At 70.2% G+C, this 15823-nt stretch carries 16 protein-coding genes; 7 read left to right on the forward strand and 9 right to left on the reverse strand.

All coding sequences use genetic code 11. The annotated features are described in order from the left end of the window. Positions 1-266 precede the first annotated feature (266 nt). Positions 267-2885: an ATP-dependent Clp protease ATP-binding subunit gene (locus DN771_RS18560; protein ID WP_116999056.1), complete on the reverse strand. Its 2619-nt coding sequence runs from the start codon at positions 2883-2885 to the stop codon at positions 267-269. Positions 2886-3069: 184 nt separating this feature from the next. Here DN771_RS18560 and DN771_RS18565 point away from each other — a divergent pair, with 184 nt between their 5' ends. Further along, positions 3070-4089, forward strand: coding sequence for a polyprenyl synthetase family protein (locus DN771_RS18565; RefSeq protein ID WP_162942117.1), 1020 nt, complete (start codon positions 3070-3072; stop codon positions 4087-4089). Positions 4090-4267: 178 nt separating this feature from the next. Next, positions 4268-5149: a hypothetical protein gene (locus DN771_RS30105; RefSeq protein WP_193615386.1), complete on the forward strand. Its 882-nt coding sequence runs from the start codon at positions 4268-4270 to the stop codon at positions 5147-5149. Here DN771_RS30105 and DN771_RS18575 read toward each other — a convergent pair whose 3' ends face one another. The 4 genes from DN771_RS18575 to DN771_RS18590 all read right to left on the reverse strand — a co-directional run bounded on the left by DN771_RS18575 (position 5150) and on the right by DN771_RS18590 (position 9384). Then, a complete protein-coding gene (locus DN771_RS18575; protein ID WP_116999058.1) occupies positions 5150-5665 on the reverse strand; it encodes a DUF192 domain-containing protein in 516 nt (171 codons plus the stop codon). A 194-nt stretch (positions 5666-5859) separates the two neighbouring features. Further along, positions 5860-7848 carry a protein meaA gene (locus tag DN771_RS18580; protein WP_116999059.1) on the reverse strand — a complete coding sequence of 663 codons (1989 nt, stop codon included), beginning with the start codon at positions 7846-7848 and terminating at the stop codon, positions 5860-5862. Then, positions 7845-8501 carry a leucyl/phenylalanyl-tRNA--protein transferase gene (gene aat, locus DN771_RS18585; protein ID WP_227462407.1) on the reverse strand — a complete coding sequence of 219 codons (657 nt, stop codon included), beginning with the start codon at positions 8499-8501 and terminating at the stop codon, positions 7845-7847. Before aat ends, DN771_RS18580 begins: the two co-directional genes overlap by 4 nt. 31 nt (positions 8502-8532) lie before the next feature. Next, positions 8533-9384, reverse strand: coding sequence for a 3-hydroxyacyl-CoA dehydrogenase family protein (locus tag DN771_RS18590; protein ID WP_116999061.1), 852 nt, complete (start codon positions 9382-9384; stop codon positions 8533-8535). A 77-nt stretch (positions 9385-9461) separates the two neighbouring features. Between DN771_RS18590 and DN771_RS18595 the strand changes: the two genes are divergently transcribed. Then, a complete protein-coding gene (locus tag DN771_RS18595; protein WP_116999062.1) occupies positions 9462-10103 on the forward strand; it encodes a type 1 glutamine amidotransferase family protein in 642 nt (213 codons plus the stop codon). 46 nt (positions 10104-10149) lie between these two features. On the opposite strand, the gene DN771_RS18600 is transcribed toward DN771_RS18595, so the two are convergent. From DN771_RS18600 to DN771_RS18610, 3 genes are read right to left on the reverse strand one after another with little or no spacing between them, the layout of a single operon-like run. Beyond that, positions 10150-10836, reverse strand: a complete 687-nt coding sequence (locus tag DN771_RS18600; protein WP_116999063.1) for a peptidylprolyl isomerase — start codon at positions 10834-10836, stop codon at positions 10150-10152. Then, positions 10836-11195 carry a hypothetical protein gene (locus DN771_RS18605; protein ID WP_116999064.1) on the reverse strand — a complete coding sequence of 120 codons (360 nt, stop codon included), beginning with the start codon at positions 11193-11195 and terminating at the stop codon, positions 10836-10838. The genes DN771_RS18600 and DN771_RS18605 overlap by 1 nt, the downstream gene beginning before the upstream one ends. Positions 11196-11207: 12 nt before the next feature. Continuing rightward, entirely contained in the window at positions 11208-11837 is a 630-nt protein-coding gene (locus DN771_RS18610; protein ID WP_162942118.1) for a histidine phosphatase family protein, read from the reverse strand. A gap of 146 nt (positions 11838-11983) precedes the next feature. Between DN771_RS18610 and DN771_RS18615 the strand changes: the two genes are divergently transcribed. The 4 genes from DN771_RS18615 to DN771_RS18630 are packed head-to-tail and all read left to right on the forward strand — an operon-like array spanning position 11984 to position 14877. Then, positions 11984-12691, forward strand: a complete 708-nt coding sequence (locus DN771_RS18615; RefSeq protein ID WP_162942119.1) for an RsiG family protein — start codon at positions 11984-11986, stop codon at positions 12689-12691. Then, positions 12688-13071, forward strand: coding sequence for a helix-turn-helix domain-containing protein (locus DN771_RS18620; RefSeq protein ID WP_116999067.1), 384 nt, complete (start codon positions 12688-12690; stop codon positions 13069-13071). Before DN771_RS18615 ends, DN771_RS18620 begins: the two co-directional genes overlap by 4 nt. A 59-nt stretch (positions 13072-13130) precedes the next feature. Beyond that, positions 13131-14366: a glycosyltransferase gene (locus DN771_RS18625; RefSeq protein ID WP_116999068.1), complete on the forward strand. Its 1236-nt coding sequence runs from the start codon at positions 13131-13133 to the stop codon at positions 14364-14366. 40 nt (positions 14367-14406) lie between these two features. Then, complete coding sequence (locus tag DN771_RS18630; RefSeq protein ID WP_116999069.1) at positions 14407-14877, forward strand: YbjN domain-containing protein; 471 nt, start codon at positions 14407-14409, stop codon at positions 14875-14877. Between the two features lie 46 nt (positions 14878-14923). On the opposite strand, the gene proC is transcribed toward DN771_RS18630, so the two are convergent. After that, positions 14924-15727: a pyrroline-5-carboxylate reductase gene (proC, locus tag DN771_RS18635; protein ID WP_116999070.1), complete on the reverse strand. Its 804-nt coding sequence runs from the start codon at positions 15725-15727 to the stop codon at positions 14924-14926. Between the last annotated feature and the right edge of the window lie 96 nt (positions 15728-15823).

The raw sequence follows: 15823 nt of genomic DNA on the forward strand, positions 1-15823 counted from the left end.
CCAAGCCGACCTCGACGAGATCGCAGCGCTGCTCAACGGCCGCCCACGCAAGACCCTCGCGTGGGATACTCCAGCAGAACGGTTCAACCACTTTGTCGCGACCGCCGCTTGAATCCGCGGTTTTCGTCACGATCCAGCCCTAGATCACCGAATGCCGGGTTCGCCTCTGCGAGCGCGCTGGGTCGGCACTAGCGCCCGAAACGCGACGAGCCGGACCCGCATCGGGGGCGGGTCCGGCTCATCAGTGCGGTTCGACCGCAGTCGCCTCAGTCGGGCTGGGCGGCAGCGTCGCCGACTGTCGGCGGCTCGTCGCCGAGACCGGGATCGGTCGGGGCGTCGGGCGCCGGAGCGGTGGTGGCCAGTTCGACCGCAGCCGGTGGCACGAAGCCCTCGACGGCGGAGAACTTGATGCGCTGCTGGCCCGGGTTGTCGGGGTCGTCCTCGGTGTCGACCACGATGATCTGGCCGGCCGAGAACTCCTTGAACAGCAGCTTCTCCGACAACGGGTCCTCGACGAGCCGCTGGATCGCCCGGCGCAGCGGGCGGGCGCCGAGCTGCGGGTCGTAGCCCTTCTCGGCGAGCAGCGACTTGGCCGACTGGGTGAGCTCGATGCCCAGACCCTGGCCCTCGAGCTGGCCGATCAGGCGCTTCGTCATCGTGTCGACCATCTGCATCACCGCGGCGCGGTCGTGCTCGTGGAAGACGATGACCTCGTCGATGCGGTTGAGGAACTCGGGACGGAAGTGCGTCTTCAACGCATCCATCACCTTCTCCTTCATCCGCTCGTAGCTCATCGCCGAGTCGGCGGTGGTGAAGCCGACGTTGGCCTTGCGCAGATCGGCGGTGCCGAGGTTCGACGTCATGATCAGCACCGTGTTGCGGAAGTCGACCGACCGCCCCTGGCTGTCGGTGAGGCGACCCTCTTCGAGGATCTGCAACAGCGTGTTGAACACGTCGGGGTGGGCCTTTTCGATCTCGTCGAAGAGCACCACCGAGAACGGCTTGCGCCGCACGGCCTCGGTGAGCTGACCGCCCTCCTCGTAGCCGACGTAGCCGGGAGGCGACCCGACGAGCCGGCTGACGGTGTGCTTCTCCATGTACTCGGACATGTCGAGCGTGATCAGCGCGTTGTCGTCACCGAACAGGAACTCGGCGAGCGTCTTGGCCAGCTCGGTCTTGCCGACCCCGGTGGGACCGAGGAAGATGAACGAGCCGCTCGGCCGCTTGGGGTCCTTGAGGCCGGCGCGGGTCCGGCGCATCGCCTGGGAGACCGACGCGACGGCCGACTCCTGACCGACGATGCGCTTGTGGAGCTCGGCCTCCATGTTGATCAGCTTCTGCGTCTCTTCCTCGGTGAGCTTGTACACCGGGATGCCCGTCCAGATGCTGAGCACCTCGGCGACCGCTTCCTCGTCGACCTCGTCGAACAGGTCGACGCCCGACTCGCGGACCTCGGACTCCTTGGCGGCCTTCTCCTCGAGGAGTGACTTCTCCTGATCACGGAGGCGACCGGCCTCCTCGAAGCGCTGCTCCTCGACGGCCGACTTCTTCGCTTCCTGCACCTGCAGCAGCTTCTGCTCGACCTCGCGCAGATCGGGCGGCGTGGCCATGCGCTTGATGCGCAGGCGGCTGCCGGCCTCGTCGATGAGGTCGATCGCCTTGTCGGGCAGGTGACGGTCGGAGATGTAGCGGTCGGCGAGGTTGGCCGCGGCGACCAGCGCCTGGTCGGTGATGGTGACCCGGTGGTGCGCCTCGTACTTGTCGCGGATGCCCTTGAGGATCTCGATCGTGTGGGCCAGCGTCGGCTCGTCCACCTTCACCGGCTGGAAGCGACGCTCCAGGGCGGCGTCCTTCTCGACGTACTTGCGGTACTCGTCGAGCGTGGTGGCGCCGATGGTCTGCAGCTCGCCGCGGGCGAGCATCGGCTTGAGGATCGAGGCGGCGTCGATGGCGCCCTCGGCGGCGCCGGCCCCGACGAGCGTGTGGATCTCGTCGATGAACAGCAGGATGTCGCCGCGGGTCTTGATCTCCTTGAGCACCTTCTTGAGGCGCTCCTCGAAGTCGCCGCGGTAGCGGCTGCCGGCGACGAGAGCGCCGAGGTCGAGGGTGTACAGCTGCTTGTTGCGCAGCGTGTCGGGCACCTCGTCGGCGACGATCATCTGGGCGAGGCCCTCGACGATGGCCGTCTTGCCGACCCCCGGCTCACCGATCAGCACCGGGTTGTTCTTGGTGCGGCGCGAGAGGATCTGCATGACGCGCTCGACCTCACGGCTGCGGCCGATCATCGGATCGAGCTTGTGGTCGCGAGCGAGCTGCGTGTAGTTGCGGCCGAACTGGTCGAGGATCTGGCTGTTGCCGCCCTTCTCGCCGCCGGCCTCCTCCTTCGAGGACCCCCCGACGCCGGCCGGAGCCGACTCGCCGCCGCCCTCGGGGCGGTTGCCGGAGCCCTGGTAGCCCGACAGCAGCTGGATGACCTGCTGGCGCACGCGGGAGAGATCGGCGCCGAGCTTGATGAGCACCTGGGCGGCCACCCCTTCGCCCTCCCGGATGAGGCCGAGGAGGATGTGCTCGGTGCCGATGTAGTTGTGGCCGAGCTGCAGCGCTTCGCGCAGTGACAGCTCGAGCACCTTCTTGGCGCGCGGTGTGAACGGGATGTGCCCCGATGGCGAGGAACCGCCCTGGCCGATCATCTCCTCCACCTGGCTGCGCACGGCCTCGAGGGAGATGCCGAGGCTCTCGAGTGCCTTGGCCGCGACGCCCTCGCCCTCGTGGATGAGGCCGAGGAGGATGTGCTCGGTGCCGATGTACGAGTGGTTCAGCAACCGCGCTTCTTCTTGCGCAAGCACGACCACTCGACGGGCCCGGTCGGTAAATCGTTCGAACATCTGCGCCCTTTCTCTGGGCCACCCTGAGTACGTCACGAGCGGGATCGTCCGCACCGTCACGCCCGGTTGGGGGGTCGGATCACCAGTGTACCGGCGATCCCCGGACGGACGGAGGAGATGGTGCGGTCGGACACGGTGGTACTTCTCGGTCGGCCTCGGCGGTCGCGGGACTAGCCTGGCGTCGATGCCGGACCCCTCCCGCCGCCGCCCCGGGCCCGAGGGCGACAACTCGCCGTTGCTCGCGCTGCCCTCGGCTGCCGCGGACCGGGACCGCATCGAACAGGCCATCCACGACGCGGTGCAGACGCCCGACCCGTACCTCACCGAGTTGGCGTCGCATCTCGTGGTCGCCGGCGGCAAGCGGCTGCGCCCGCTCGTCACCGTCGTGGCCGCCCAGGTCGGTGGTGCCGAGGCCAGTGACGACGTCGTCCGCGGCGGCGTCGCGTGCGAATTGGTCCACCTCGGCTCGCTGTACCACGACGACGTCATCGACGAGTCCGACCAGCGGCGCGGGGTCGAGACCGTCAACGCCAAGTGGGGCAACCTGCAGGCCATTCTCGCTGGCGACTTCCTCCTCTCGAAGGCGTCCGAGCTCGCCGCCGCCCTCGGCACCGAGGTCGCCGCCCTCCTCGCCAGGACGATCGGCTGGTTGTGTCAGGGCGAGATCGAGCAGCTCCGCCACACCTACGACACGAGGCGCCCGGAAGAGAGCTACTTCTCGTCGATCAACAACAAGACGGCCGTGCTCTACGGCACGGCCGCGCGCATCGGCGCCCTCGTCGCCGGCCACGACCGGGCGATGGTCGACGCCCTCACCGAGTGGGGCAGCGCCTACGGCATGGTGTTCCAGATCGTCGACGACATCTTGGACATCGTCAACACGAGCGAGCAGCTGGGCAAGCCGGCCGGCCACGACATGGAGGAGGGCGTGTACACGCTGCCCGTCCTCCGGACGCTCGAACTCGACCACGGGGTGGGCGACGAGTTGCGGTCGCTGCTCGGCAAGCCCCTCGACGCCACCGAACGGGACAAGGCGCTGGCCATCGTGCGGGCGAACGAGGGCGTGGAGAGTGCGCGGGCCACGGCCCGGCGGTTCGTCGCCGACGCCGAGACGGTGTGCGACCGCCTGCCCGCCGGCGACGCCACCGACGCCCTCCGGGCGGCGCCGGGCGTGCTGCTCGAGTCCGTCGGCATCCCCGCCTGAGCGCTGCGCCGGCCCGGCAGAGCGGTGAACCGGATCACCGAACGGTTCACCTGAATTTCCCGCGCGATGGTGGAAGTGTCGTCTGTCGTGCTATCTTGCCGGCAGCTTCGAAAGGGGCGGAAAAACGACTCTTGCGGACGAGTCGACCTTTCCGGAGCAATCGAAAAGGCGGACACTCATGTCTCTCAGCACGTCGGCGCGCATTGCGGGCGCGTCGATGCTCATCGCCGTCGGCGGCGCGGTCATCGCGCTGCCCCAGACGGCGTCGGCTCACTACAACAACGCGTCGGCGTCGTGCGACGGCCTCTTGGTCGAGGCGCGCTACTACGAACCAGGCGCCGGCAGCACGATGACGGTCACCGTCAACGGTGTCACCACGTCGTGGACGTTCGAGGAGGAGACCTCCCGATGGTTCCCGTTCGTGTCGACTCAGCCGAACACCTGGACCTATCAGATCGACGCGCCGGGCACGGAGTACGACGACTACGACTCGGGCACGGTGGACGGATGCGACATGTCGACCACCACCACGGAGGCGCCGACCACGACCGCGGCTCCGACCACGACTGAGGCGCCGACGACGACTGCGGCTCCGACGACGACTGCGGCTCCGACCACGACTGCGGCGCCGACCACGACTGCGGCTCCGACCACGACGAGCCCGTCGCCCACCACGCAGCCGACGACGCCGGAGGCCCCGACGACGGCGCCGCCAGCAACGACGCGGCCCGCCCTCCCCACGCTGCCGCCCGCGACCACACCCCCGACGTCGAGCAGCAGCACCACCACCGAACCGTTCGAAGCCACGTCCAGCATCTCGGCCTGCGCTCCGGCGGCCGTCGTCGATTCGACCGAAACGACCGTTGCCGGCATCGACCAGGACGGACTGGTCAACCCCGACGTCAACGACGAGGCGGCCGACCCAGATCTGCGGTGCGAGGGTCGTCCCCTCGCCGACACGGGAGCTGGCCCGGCCGCGACCAGTGCTCTTGGTGCTTCACTCATCGGACTGGGCGGACTCGCCCTGTTCGCCGGTCGTCGCAAGCACGCTTCGGCCTGATCAAGATCGCTGAGTGCGACGCTCGTCATGCGAGTGTTGCGCCGGCGTCGAGGCGGGCGGTGCGCCCACCACCACACCCTCGCACCGCCCGCCTCGCTTCAGACCGGCATCGGTAGGAACCATCCCATCGCACGCCGGCCACTCGACGGTGAGGACGGCGCCGGGAACGAGCAGCTCGCGCCACGAGCCGCTCACCACCTCGAGCGCCATCACGTACGGGACCTCCGAGTGGTACCGCTCGCAGGACCCGGGTGATTCGTCGAGACACGGGGCCATCTCCGCCCCGTCGACCAGCCGCCCGTCGGCGTCGAAGAACGAGACCGACAGTGGCAGCGGGGTCTGCCACATGTAGAAGGCGGCCGTCGTCGGTCCGTCGAACACGAACAACATGCCATCAGCGCCACCGAGATCGGTGACGCCCATCAAGCCTCGCTGCTGGAGGGCCGGAGTGTCGGCCAACCAGAAGCACAGACCGACCGCCTCCTCGGCACCGCCGGTGAGACGCCCTGGGATCATCAAAAATCCCTCGGGCGCCGCCGCAGGGATTGAGTCCGGCGGCGGCAAGGTTGCGGCGATCCGGGATGTCCGCCCTGGATCGCCGCAGCCGAGTTCTTCCCCCGGCCCCGATGACGACCATGGGCCCGTGACCGCTAGAGCGACGGCGAAGGAACCGGCGAGCAGCCGGCGCCGCTCGGCGCTCGGCCGGTGCGTCACTCCTGCCCGCTGCGGCGTTTCACCGCCAACCCGGCGATCTCCCGCATGATGCGGGCCAGGTCGAAGTCCTTCGGCGTGTACACCGCAGCCACCCCGGCGTCGACGAGCCGGGGGCGGTCGTCCTCGGGGATGATCCCGCCGACGATGACCGGGGCGTCGACTCCGTGGCGGGCCAGTTCGGCGAGGACGTCGGGCACCACGTCGAGGTGGGCGCCCGACAGGATGGACAGCCCGATCACGTCGGGGTCCTCGTCGCGGGCCGAGGCGGCGATCTGTTCGCTGGTCACCCGGATGCCAGAGTAGACGACCTCCATCCCGGCGTCGCGGGCGGCGACGGCGATCTGCTCGGCGCCGTTGGAGTGGCCGTCGAGACCCGGCTTCGCCACGAGCAGCTTGGGCGGACCGCCGTCGATCGTCCGAACCCAGTCGGCCACCTGCTCCAACGTCTCACCGCCATCGTGCCGACCGGTGGCCCCCGCCCCGGTCGCCCCGGCCACGCCGGTCGGACCGCGGTACTCGCCGAAGACCTCGCGCATCACAGCGCCCCACTCGCCGGTGGTGCCGCCCGCCTTGGCGAGGACGATGGACGCGGGCATGACGTTGTCGCCCTCGGCGGCGGCCCGACGGAGATCGGCGAGGGCGGCATCGACCGCGGCCTGATCGCGGTTCGCCCGCCAGGCGGCGATCGACGCGACCGCTTCGGCCTCCACCGTCGGATCGACCCGCAGGATCGCTCCCTCGCCGCCCAGCGGCGACGGTTCCGACTCGGTGAAGCGGTTGACGCCGACGACCACCTGCTCGCCCGACTCGATCCGGCGGGTGCGACGCGCCATCGAGGCGACCAGTCCGGCCTTCAGGCTGTCGACCTCGGCGAAGGCCCCGCCCCGGGCGATGATGTCGTCGAGCTCGGCCTGGGCGGCATCGACGAGATCGGCGGTGCGGCCCTCGACGACGTGTGAGCCGTCGAAGATGTCGTCGTACTCGAGCAGGTCGCTCTCGTAGGCCAGCACCTGCTGCATGCGCAGTGACCACTGCTGGTCCCACGGCCGGGGCAGACCGAGCGCCTCGTTCCATGCCGGCAGCTGGATGCTGCGCGCCCGCGCCGACTTCGACAGCGTGACGGCGAGCATCTCGAGCACGATGCGCTGCACGTTGTTCTCCGGCTGCGCCTCGGTGAGCCCGAGGCTGTTCACCTGCACCCCGTACCGGAACCGCAGCGCCTTGGGGTCCGAAACCCCGTAACGATCGCGTCCGATGCGCTCCCACAGCACGCCGAAGGCACGCAGCTTGCAGATCTCCTCGATGAACCGGATGCCGGCGTTGACGAAGAACGAGATCGACCCGAAGACCTGGTCGAACCGCTCGGGCGCCACCTGGCCGGAGTCGCGGACGGCGTCGAGAACGCCCACCGCCGTCGCCAGCGAGTAGGCCAGCTCCTGCACCGGGGTCGCACCGGCCTCCTGCAGGTGGTATGAGCACACGTTCATCGGGTTCCACAGCGGGGCGTGCTCGCTGCACCACGAGATCATGTCGACGATCAGGCGGCGCGACGGTTCGGGCGGGAAGATGTACGTGCCCCGCGACAGGTATTCCTTGACGATGTCGTTCTGCGTCGTCCCGCGCAGCTCGCGCGACTCCACCCCCTGCTCCTCGGCATTGGCCACGTAGAGGGCCAGCAGCCAGGCGGCGGGAGCGTTGATCGTCATCGACGTGTTCATCCGTCCCGGCGGGATGCCATCGAGCAGTGTGCGCATGTCGCCGAGGTGGCTGATCGGCACCCCGACCTTGCCGACCTCGCCCTTGGCCATCGGCGAGTCAGGGTCGTAGCCGGTCTGCGTGGGCAGGTCGAAGGCAATCGACAAGCCGGTCTGACCCTTGGCGAGGTTCGTGCGGTACAGCTCGTTCGACGCCTTCGCCGTCGAATGACCGGAGTACGTCCGCATGATCCATGGGGCGGCCGGTGGGCGCTGAGGAGTGTCCGTCATGGCGATATCGCTTCCGTGAGCAGTGAGAGATAGGAGGTACGGGGCACGGCGACGGCCCCGAGCGATGACAAGTGTGGCGTGAGCCATTGCACGTCGAGTAGCCGACCGCCGGTGGAGTTCAGCCAGTCGACGAGGGCGACGAGGGCGACCTTCGACGCGTCGGTGGCGCTGTGGAACATCGACTCGCCGGCGAACAGGCCGCCGATGCGCACGCCGTAGAGCCCGCCGACGAGTTGTCCCTGGTCGTCGCGACACTCGAACGAATGGGCCCAACCGAGGTGATGGAGCCGGGTGTAGGCGTCGAGGAAGGCGGGCGTGATCCAGCCGCCGGGTCGGCGCGGGTCGCCGCAGCGCGCCATCACCTCGGCGAAGGCGGTGTCGCGGGTGACCGTGTAGCGCCGGATGCTGCGCCGCAGCGACCGGCTGACGACGAGGCCGTCGAGCGGGATGATCGCCCGGGGGTCCGGCGAGAACCAGATGATGCGACGGCGCCCGTACGGCATCGGGAACAGGCCCGACCGGTACGCGGCCAGCAGTGTGCCGGGCTCGAGGTCGCCGCCCACTCCGACCACACCGTCGCGGTCGGCCCGCGACGGGTCGGGCAACCGCCACCGTGTCGGCGGTGGTTCGTACGGCTTCGGCGATCCCGACACGGCGTCCATGATGTCGGCCGGGACCGGGAATTCAGTACGCGTAGAACCCCCGGCCCGACTTGCGCCCGAGCTGGCCGGCGGCCACCTTGCGCCGCAGCGTCGGCACGGCTGCATAGTTGGGATCGCGGAACTCGGCGTAGAGCGCGTCGAGGATGGCGAGCGACGTGTCGAGCCCGACGAGATCGAGCAGCGCGAACGGGCCCATCGGAAAGTTGCACCCGCCCTTCATGGCCGTGTCGATGTCCTCGATCGTGGCCGTGCCGTTCTCGTACATCCGCACGGCGTTGTTGAGGTAGGGGAACAGCAGGGCGTTCACCACGAAGCCGGCGCGGTCGACCACCTCGACGGCGTCCTTGCCGCAGGTCGTGGCGAAGGCCATCGCCGTCTTGATGGTGTCGTCGCTGGCCGTGATGGGACGGATCACCTCGACGAGCGACATCGCCGGCGCCGGATTGAAGAAGTGGATCCCGCACACCTGGTCGGGTCGCTGCGTGGCCATCGCCATCTCCACGACCGGCAGGGTGGAGGTGTTGGTGGCGAGAATGCCCGACGGCTTGACGATCTGTTCCAGCTCGGCGAACAGCTCGCGCTTCACGTCGAGATCCTCGACGACGCTCTCGATGACGAGATCGCAGTCGGCCAGCCGTCCGAGATGATCGGTGGCGCACACGCGACCCAGCACGTCGTCACGTTCGGCCTGGGAGATCTTCTTCCTGGCGACCTGACGGTCGAGACTCGTCGTGAGCCCGGCGACGACTGCATCGGCACCGGCTCTCGTGCGGGAGCGGACGATGACGTGGTACCCCGACTTGGCCGCCACTTCGGCCAACCCCGACCCCATGATCCCCGAACCGACGACACCAACCGTCTGGATGTCACTCATGGCGAGACAGCCTAGTTACCGGTGGGTAACTAGTCGAAGTCGGATGAGACCCTGCGAACTCCGTACGCTCGGGCGTCATGGCATCTCTCCAGGGTGGCGGCACGTTGGCCTTCTTCGGCGGCGGACCGTTCGCGGCGAACGACGACACCGACCGCAGACTGATCGCCGCCGCGGGCGCCGATCGAGTCGTGGTCCTGCCCACGGCCGACGCCTTCGAGGAACCGGCCGCCCTGGTGGCCGCATCGATGTCGTGGGCCGAGCGGCTCGGCCTGGACGTGGAAGCCCTGATGGTGCTGCAGCGTCACGATGCCGACGACCTCGGCGCGGCCGGCGTCATCGACACGGCTGCGGCGGTGTACCTCGTCGGCGACTCGTCGATGCACCTGCGCAGCGTGCTCAAGGACACGCCGGTCCTCCGATCGATCGAGGGCGTGCTCGAGCGGGGCGGGCTGGTCGCCGCCGTCGGGCCGTCTGCGGCCGCGCTGTGCGATCCGATGCTCGATCAGCGAGGCGGCGCGTTCACGCTCGGCCTCGGGCTGGTGTCGGGCATGGCGGTGATCCCCGCCACCGAGGAGTGGAGCGAAGAGCGCCTGCACCGCACGAGGGCGCTGGCCAACACTCCGCTGGTCGAGCTCCCCACCGGGTCGGCGGCCATCCTTACCGCCGCCGGCTGGGAGCTCACGGGCGACGCCGTCGCCCACGGCGAACTGCCGACCTGACGGTTGGTGCCTCGCACCAACCGTCAGGTGGATGCAGCGGGCGGCGTCAGGATTGGGTGATGGTGACGGTCTCGAGCGTGATGTCGCGCGACGGCGTGCCGCCGGGGGTGCCGAGGGCGGTGATCGCCTGGGCGACGTCGAGGCCCTCGGTGACGTGCCCGAACACGACGTACGTGCCGTACTGCTTGAGGTAGTCGGCCAGCGGCCCGGTGGTGATGAAGAATTGGCCGCCGGCGGAGTTGGGAGCGCTCGTGCGTGCCATCGCCAGCGTGCCGGGCTCGTACGTGTAGCCGGTGCCCTCGTCGGGGATGGTGTAGCCCGGTGACGCGGTGTTGTTCTCGCCGCCGGCCTGCCACAGATCGATCGTGGGGTCGGACCGGAAGATCGGCGTGTCGTCGTAATAGTGGTAGCGGGCCAGGACGACGAAGTTGTTGACCGTCAACGGGGCGGTGTCGGTGGCCAGTTCGACGACCACATCGCCCTCGCTGGTGACGAACGTGGCCGTGTACGTCGCGTCGGGGTCGATGCACAGCCCAGGTGCGTCGTCGAAGTCGCGGACCGGTTCGTCGACGTCGTCGGGTGGGCAGGCGCCGGTGCCATAGCCGAGCCCGCCCGCGATCTCGGCGGCCGCCGGGGCGGTCCCGGTGCCGTCCGCGTCGTCATCGTCGCCGCCGCAGGACGCCAGAACGAGCGCGGCCACGGCCGCCACGGCGAGCAGGTGACGGGGGCGCATCAGCTGGTGGACGCCGGTCCGGTGTCGTCGGCCCTGGTGGACGCCGGTTCGGTGTCGCCGGCCGACCCGGCGGTGTCGTCCGCCGTCGTGTCGTCGGCGGCCGTGTCGGTCGTCGTGTCACCCGCCGCCGCGGCATCGGTGGACTCGGCCACAGCGACCGTCGTGGTGGTGGTCGGCGTGTCGTCGTCGTCGTCGCCGGCAGCGAGGGCGATGACGAGGATCAGCACGAACAGCGCGGCGACGATCGCCCCGCCGATGACGATCCGCTTGGTGAGTCCCCGCCGACGCTCGACCTTGGCCTCTTCGACCTGCTTGAGGGTTCGATTCGCCTTCTGACGTTGCCGCTTCTCCGTAGCCACGAGGTCGAGAGGCTACAGGCGCTGGACCCCGGCGTCGGAAGCGCCCGCCGGTGCCGTCGCGAACCGGCCCGTGGCGGTCACCACTGGCGACGTTCCGTCGCTGCTCGGCGTGACGTCGAACCAGCACCCTCCCAGGTTGGGGACGGGGCCGTCATGGCCGGGGTGGAGCGACAGGAGCGAGCGGATGATGCCGGCGTGGGCCACGACGAGGGCCCGCTCGGACGATGCCGCGGCGATGTCGCCGAGAGCGGCGATGGCGCGAGCGACGACCGACGTCGTGGGCTCGAACCCATCCGGCCAACGCCCCGCCTGCCGGTGACCGGGCCAGCGGGCGTCGATCTCCCGGTTGGTGAGCCCCATCCACTCGCCGACGCTCCGCTCGGCGAGTCGCTCCTCGATCGCCACACGAAGGCCGAGCCGCTCGGCGATGATGGCGGCGGTGTCGCGGGCCCGCTGCAGGGGTGAGCTCCACACGACGCCGTCGATCGACGGCACGAGTTCGGCGAGCGATCCCGCCAACTCGTCCGCGGTGCTCCGGCCGGCGTCGGACAGGGGTGGATCGGCGATGCCCTGCCACCGGCCGAGGGCGTTCCACTCCGACTGGCCGTGCCGGACGAGCAGAACGGGGCGTGGTGTCGACACGACCGCCGAGCCTAGGGTCCCCGCCCCGATCGTGGGCGATGAAGTTTGGGTCGTCCTGCACCGCAGGCCGTGCCGTGAGCCCGGCGACGTGGGGCGTCGCCGGGCGCACCCCGGCGCCGAGGGTTGGCGCCGGTACGCTTCGCGCTGTGGCTGTAGTGCGCATGTTCGCGGCGGCTCGCGCCGCAGCGGGGCGAGGGAGTGACGAGCTGCCGGGCGCCACGGTCGCCGACGTGCTCGCCGAGGCCCGACGTCGCTACGGGGCGGCGTTCGCCGACGTGCTCGCCAACAGCCGGGTGTGGGTCAACGGGGAACCGGCCACCGACGCGATGATCGTCACGTCTGACGACGAGGTCGCCGTGCTCCCGCCGGTGTCGGGCGGCGCCGACCTGCGGCCCTTGCCCGAACTGCGGGCTCGTCGGGACGAGCTCCAGGCCATCGACGACGCCGTCTCGTACGTGCGCCGCGTCGCCCAGGGTCGCGCCGACCTCGCCCGCGACGCGATGCATCGCTACAGCGACGACGGCGACCCGACTCCGGTCTACATCCGTCCCGACCTCGAGTCCGGCCTGCGCGACGTGTTGTCGGACCGTCTGCTCGGGGGTGGGGACCGGCCACCCCGACCCGCCGAGGACTTCAGCGATCACCCGCTCAGCGCCGAGCTCGATGCACTGTGCGCCGAGCACGGCTTCAGCCGGCTCGACGTGCTCGACTACGACGAGCTCGAGACGCTCGTGGCCCGGCTCGACGCGTTCGAGCAGCACGTCTCGGCGCAGCGGCGCGAGGTGTTCGCCGAGCTCGACTCCGTCACCGACGAGATCGCCGAGCACTACCGCACCGGCGGAGCTTCGGCATGAACGTGACGCCTCCGTCGCCGACGGAGATCCGGCAGGAGTTCGAGCACCGGTTGTCGGACCTCGGCGACTTCATCCGCAACCAGCGCGAGATCGCCCGGATGTCGGTGCGACGGCTCGCCGATCTGGCCGGGGTGTCGAACCCCTACCTGTCTCAGATCGAGCGAGGCCTGCGCCGGCCGTCGGCCGAGATCCTCCAGCAGTTGGCCGCGGCGCTCAAGATCAGCGTCGAGACGCTCTATGTCCGGGCCGGTCTGCTGAGCGACGACTCGGCGTCCGAGGCGCCGAGCGTGCCCGAGGCGATCGGCCGGGACCCGGTGCTGACGCCCGAGCAGAAGCAGGCGCTGCTCAACGTCTACGAGAGCTTCGTCGCCCACCGCTGACCGGCCACGTGACCGGCCATCCGCACATTCTCGACAGGATCGGTAGGATTTGACGTCTCGTGACTCGCGCGGCCGTCATCTCGTTCCACACCTCGCCGCTGATCCAGCCGGGGTCGGGTGACAGCGGGGGCATGAACGTGTACGTGCGCGAGGTCGCCTCGGCCCTCGCCCAGGCGGGGGTGGCGTGCACCACATACACCCGCGCCGATCGTCCCGGACTCCGCCGAGAGGTCCTCGTCGAGCCGGGTCATCGCGTCGTGCACATCCACGCCGGCCCGTACGACCTGGCCAAGGAGGCCCTGCCCGACTACATCGACGAGTTCACGGCCGGTGTGCGCGACCACATCGATGCGACCGGCGGGATCGACATCGTCCACGGCAACTACTGGCTGAGCGGGGTGGTGGGTCATCGGCTCAAGCACGACCTCGACGTGCCGCTGGTCTCCACATTCCACACGCTGGCGCGAGTGAAGGCCGAGGGCGGCGACCTCGAGCCGGAGTGGCGTGATCGGGCCGAGGCCGACATCATCGCCTGCAGTGACGCAGTCTGTGTGAGTTGCCCGGAGGAGGAGCGCCAGTTCCGCCGCCTGTACGGCGACGCCGACGGGCGGGTCAACGGAGCGGTCGAGATCGTGCCGCCGGCGGTCGAGCACGCGTTCTTCGCACCCGGCGACGTCGCCGGTGCGCGCCGCGCCGCCGGCCTACCGGTCGACCGGCCGGTCATCGTCTTCGTCGGGCGCATCCAGCCGTTGAAGGGCCCCGACGTGGCCATCGGCGCCTTCGCCGCCCTGCGCCACGACGACGCCGTGCTCGTGCTGGTGGGCGGGGCCAGCGGCGTCGACGGTGACGCCGAGGCAGCGCGGGCCCGCCGGCTGGTCGCCGAGCTCGGGCTCACCGATCGCGTCCGGTTCGTCGATCCGCAGCCTCACCACCTGCTGTCGAGCTACTACCGAGCGGCCGACGTGGTCGTGGTGCCGAGCCGCAGCGAGAGCTTCGGCCTCGTCGCCCTCGAGGCCGCAGCGAGCGGGGTGCCGGTCGTCGCCAGCGCCGTGGGCGGTCTGCTCAACGTGGTCGACCACGACGTCACCGGGGTGCTCGTCGAAGGACGGGATCCCGAGCGCTTCGCCGCCGCGATCGATGATCTTCTCGACGATCACGAACGTCGTGGCGCGCTCGGCACGGCTGCCACCGCCAAGGCGGCGCGGTTCACCTGGAGCCTCACCGCGGCCCGGCTCCGCCGGCTCTACGCCGACCTCGTCGACGCCCGCCTGCCACTCGTCACGGCCTGCCGCTGAGGCGGGCTGCCGCCGCGCCGGTGCGGGTACGGTCGTCGCCGTGAGCGACCTCTTCGACGACGACGCCGTGGCCGATCTCGCCGTGCGCATCGACGGCTGGCTGGCGTCGTTCGCCGAGTCCACACCCGTCGTGCTGGCCGTCGACAAGGCGACCGACCACGGCGGCGAGGAGGGGCGGTGGTACGTGCGGATGGCCGGCGAGGAGAAGGACTTCACCACCGTCTGGATCACGCTCGGACAGCGGACGTTGCGGTACGAGACCTACGTGATGCCGGCGCCGGAAGAGAACGCCGAGGCGCTGTACGAGCATCTCCTGCGACGCAACGACCGCCTCGTCGGCGCGCACTTCTCCATCGGCCTCGAGGACGCCGTGTTCCTGCGGGGCGAACTGCCCTTGGCGGTGCTCGACGAATCCGAGCTCGACCGGGCCATCGGCACCCTCTACGCCACCGTGGAGCAGTGCTTCAAGGGCTTGCTGCGGATCGGCTTCGCCTCCCGATTCAGCGGCTGAACGCCGCCGACCGATCGGCGCCGGCCGACCGGTCACTGGCCATCGGTCACTGCTGAGCGAGCTGGCGGCTGCGCTCGGCGGCGGCGGCCACCGCCGCCACGAACGCGTCGGCGACGCCCCGCTCATCGAGCACGGCCAGACCGGCCGCCGTGGTGCCGCCGGGTGACGTGACGGCCACGCGCAGCGCTCCGGGATCGCCGCGCTCGGCGAGCAGCTTCGCCGAGCCGACGAGGAGTTGGGACGTCAGCGCAGCGGCCAGGTCGGGGGAGAGGCCGGCACGCGTGCCGGCGTCGATCAGCGCCTCGGCCACGTAGAAGAGGTACGCCGGGCCCGACCCGCTGAGCGCCGTGACGGCGTCGAGCTGGTCCTCGGTCACCTGCACGACAAGGCCGACCGACCCGAGTATCGACGCCGCCCACGCGAGGTCGTCGTCACCGGCGGCGGCGCCCCCGGCGATGGCCGACGCTCCCTCGCCGACGAGGGCCGGGGTGTTCGGCATCGCCCGCACGACGGCGACCGGCTCGTCGGTCGCCGTCGCCGCCGCCGCTTCGATCGACGCCGTCGTGACGCCGGCGGCGATCGACAGCAATCGCCGGGCGCCGGCCCCGACGGCCGCGGTGGCGGCACCGGCGACGTCGCCGGGTTTGACGGCGAGCAGGGCGGCCTCGGCCCCTTCGATCTCGGACGTCACGGCGACGCCGGGGAACATCGCGGCGAGTTCCTCGCGCCGGGCCGGCAACGTCTCGACGACGCCGACGGCCTCCGGCTCGACGGTGCCCGAGGCGAGCAGCCCGCCGAGCAGCGCGGCGCCCATGTTGCCGCCGCCGACGATGACGAGTTCGCGGTTCATGGGCCCGGATTCTCGCGCCCCGCCGGTCGCCCACGAATTCCTGCGGTCGTCGGCACTGAGAAGTCTTTTCCGTTTCTCGGTTCCCGTGACGCTCTG

This window comes from Desertimonas flava (genome assembly GCF_003426815.1).
In the GTDB taxonomy this organism is placed as follows: domain Bacteria; phylum Actinomycetota; class Acidimicrobiia; order Acidimicrobiales; family Ilumatobacteraceae; genus Desertimonas; species Desertimonas flava.

What these genes read in the sequence shown, in the direction of transcription:
- DN771_RS18560 (WP_116999056.1), bottom strand. Translation starts at nt 2,885, where the DNA reads ATGTTCGAACGATTTACCGACCGGGCCCGTCGAGTGGTCGTGCTTGCG.
- DN771_RS18565 (WP_162942117.1), top strand. Translation starts at nt 3,070, where the DNA reads ATGCCGGACCCCTCCCGCCGCCGCCCCGGGCCCGAGGGCGACAACTCG.
- DN771_RS30105 (WP_193615386.1), top strand. Translation starts at nt 4,268, where the DNA reads ATGTCTCTCAGCACGTCGGCGCGCATTGCGGGCGCGTCGATGCTCATC.
- DN771_RS18575 (WP_116999058.1), bottom strand. Translation starts at nt 5,665, where the DNA reads ATGATCCCAGGGCGTCTCACCGGCGGTGCCGAGGAGGCGGTCGGTCTG.
- DN771_RS18580 (WP_116999059.1), bottom strand. Translation starts at nt 7,848, where the DNA reads ATGACGGACACTCCTCAGCGCCCACCGGCCGCCCCATGGATCATGCGG.
- DN771_RS18590 (WP_116999061.1), bottom strand. Translation starts at nt 9,384, where the DNA reads ATGAGTGACATCCAGACGGTTGGTGTCGTCGGTTCGGGGATCATGGGG.
- DN771_RS18595 (WP_116999062.1), top strand. Translation starts at nt 9,462, where the DNA reads ATGGCATCTCTCCAGGGTGGCGGCACGTTGGCCTTCTTCGGCGGCGGA.
- DN771_RS18600 (WP_116999063.1), bottom strand. Translation starts at nt 10,836, where the DNA reads ATGCGCCCCCGTCACCTGCTCGCCGTGGCGGCCGTGGCCGCGCTCGTT.
- DN771_RS18620 (WP_116999067.1), top strand. Translation starts at nt 12,688, where the DNA reads ATGAACGTGACGCCTCCGTCGCCGACGGAGATCCGGCAGGAGTTCGAG.
- proC (WP_116999070.1), bottom strand. Translation starts at nt 15,727, where the DNA reads ATGAACCGCGAACTCGTCATCGTCGGCGGCGGCAACATGGGCGCCGCG.